The sequence below is a fragment of the Odoribacter sp. N54.MGS-14 genome (genome assembly GCF_000980295.1).
GTDB lineage: Bacteria > Bacteroidota > Bacteroidia > Bacteroidales > Marinifilaceae > Odoribacter > Odoribacter splanchnicus.
This window is the reverse complement of record NZ_LARL01000133.1, coordinates 1-2,326: the sequence shown is the minus strand read 5'-3', so window position 1 is coordinate 2,326 and position 2,326 is coordinate 1. Positions and strand designations below refer to the sequence as shown.

The following is a 2,326-nucleotide window of genomic DNA, read 5'->3' as shown; positions in this document are numbered from 1 at the left end:
GTAACTTCGCAACAAACAGCTGACAGTTTTTTTGTCCGATACTAAACAAGCTGTCAGAACAAGTCTTGACTATTACATATAAGTCGTTTCATGGCTCCATCTTTTTTAAGCGTCTCATAATGAGTTCTACATTTTCCGCTTTTCGTTTTTCAAAAAAGACTTTTTTATCAGTTACTAGTCCGTCGAACATCAAGCTGACAAAGGGATAGCCGATAAATGCAAACAGATTGAGCGACACAATGTCGAGTAGCAGCATCCGGGCATCTATCCATTCGGTAGCTTTTGTAGCGGCACTTTCATCTATGTGCCGTTGAAGGTCGCAAAGCCAATCCTTTGTGATGGTCAAGACTTGCGACCGCATAATTTCATGACGCTCCGGATGTGAATAAATCTCCTGAATGACGAAACGTGGCAGGTTCGGATTGGCTGCAATGAAATCAAAATGCTGTTCCACACCACGCTTGACACGTTCCATAAGCGGCATGTCCCCTAGCACGAAAACCGCCTGCATGATATTTCCCGCATTGCGCATCTTTTCTTCTATAATCCGTTCAAAAAGCATGTTTTTGGTACGGAAATAGTAATGCAGCATAGCATGGGTTACACCTGCACGTTCCGCGATAGCGGTCGTCCGGGCTCCTTCCAGCCCTTTCAACAGGAACTCCTCCTCCGCAGCCTGCAAAATGCGGCTTTCAGTATCGGTTTTGACAGTCTCTTTTTTTACCATGTTTTATACAATCACTTTGGCTGAACATTATTATTAAACAATTTTGTTAGTACAAAACTATGGGATTTATTTTAAGCGACAAAGCATTTAACGAAATTTAATTCCTTCTCCTGACCTTGTGTTCATAATCGCATTTCGCATTAAAAAGATGCTATAACAAAAGATAACCCGGCCAACGGGATACCCTCCACGAAATTTCGGAGTGGGCTCAAACCGTTTCATTGCCCGTTTACTTTTCTATTTCCATTCAAATCAGATATATCGGAAAAAGACAAACTGAAAAAAGCGGAGATTTCTTCGATACCAACATTAAATTGAATTACGATTTTACCATTAGCAGAAACTATGTTTTTCAATTCAATTGTGGTATCCCAAACATTTTTCAAAGCTACCGGAGAGATTTCGGCCGGGGAACATTCCGGGATACCGGATACATTTATGCCCCTAGCCTTCCCCGTAGCTGGTTCGCCGGCATTAAACTCAGCCAGAATTAACCGGATCGGGTGATTGCTAACCACCGCCCGGAATTTCCTTCCCTACCACCCGGAATACCTGTTGTAAAATATGGCCTTCTTCATCCATCAACGTCAGGGTATGGCGACCTTCTTTCAGCCATACTTCTTGCTGATGGATGGAGTGGGTTACACCCAAAAACTGCTCGTCGACATACCAATAAATCCGGGCTTTAACCGATCGATGCACGGCTTCGAGAACCACACGTCCGGGTTTCCCTCCGAAATCCCTGGGAATAAAAACCCGGGTTCCCCGTTGGGGATAAATCATTTCCATCATCTCTTCCCCCTGAGGGTGACAATCCGGACGATAAGGCGGTAATCTGCGATATCCGGTATGAGTCCGGCAATAGTACCATTCCTGCACCGGTGGAAGCACAAACCAGGGCTGTATCCTGATCCGGTGTATCGGCTCACAATCCGAAGTCACCTGCCATTTTCCGGTAGCATCGAGATTTACCAAGCGGTGGTAAGGACACACCTGTGTCCTGCTTCCGGCAGCACAAACCCGGATGGTATCGGTCTCCTCACAATAAGCCGAAGCCCGGTAACCGCTCCGATGACATACGACCACCTCTTTCATCTCCTCGGCCGGTTCGTAGAAATGCCGGTTCACAGGCAAAAGACCAGCGACCTCAAAGAGTACCGGAGCCGCAGCTCTCACCCCTACCAAACCCGGACGTCCTTCCCCGTCGGCATTCCCTACCCAAACGCCGATCACATACTCGGGATTCACTCCCACCGCCCAAGCATCCCGGAAGCCAAAACTAGTTCCCGTTTTCCAGGCCAGATTCATCGCCGAGACAAAATTTTTCCACCCCGATTCCATTTCCGGCCGTTCCACCTCCTCCAAAGCCTTCATGGTCTGCCAGATCGCCGAAGCTTTCAATACACTCCGATCCGCACTAATTTTTTTCTCTTCCTCATCTTGTCCTTCCGCTCCGCTATACTCCTCCCAAACCTTCAAACGGGAATATTCCCCGTCAAAATATTGTCCGTCCCTGTCATTATAGAGGAGTTCTATAAATTAAAATATTGTAGTACAGTTGTTTATATGGTTCCAAGAGCGTAAATTTGCAGAAAATAA

Annotated in this window: 2 protein-coding genes; both read right to left on the bottom strand. The window is 46.3% G+C overall.

The window, feature by feature from the left end:
- Nucleotides 1-88: 88 nt before the first annotated feature.
- On the bottom strand, nt 89-727 hold the full coding sequence (locus WS42_RS14520; RefSeq protein ID WP_022159867.1) for a TetR/AcrR family transcriptional regulator: 639 nt from the start codon (nt 725-727) through the stop codon (nt 89-91).
- 510 nt (nt 728-1,237) lie between these two features.
- Nucleotides 1,238-2,206, bottom strand: coding sequence for a penicillin-binding protein 1C (locus WS42_RS14510; protein WP_286728739.1), 969 nt, complete (start codon nt 2,204-2,206; stop codon nt 1,238-1,240).
- Nucleotides 2,207-2,326 lie beyond the last annotated feature (120 nt).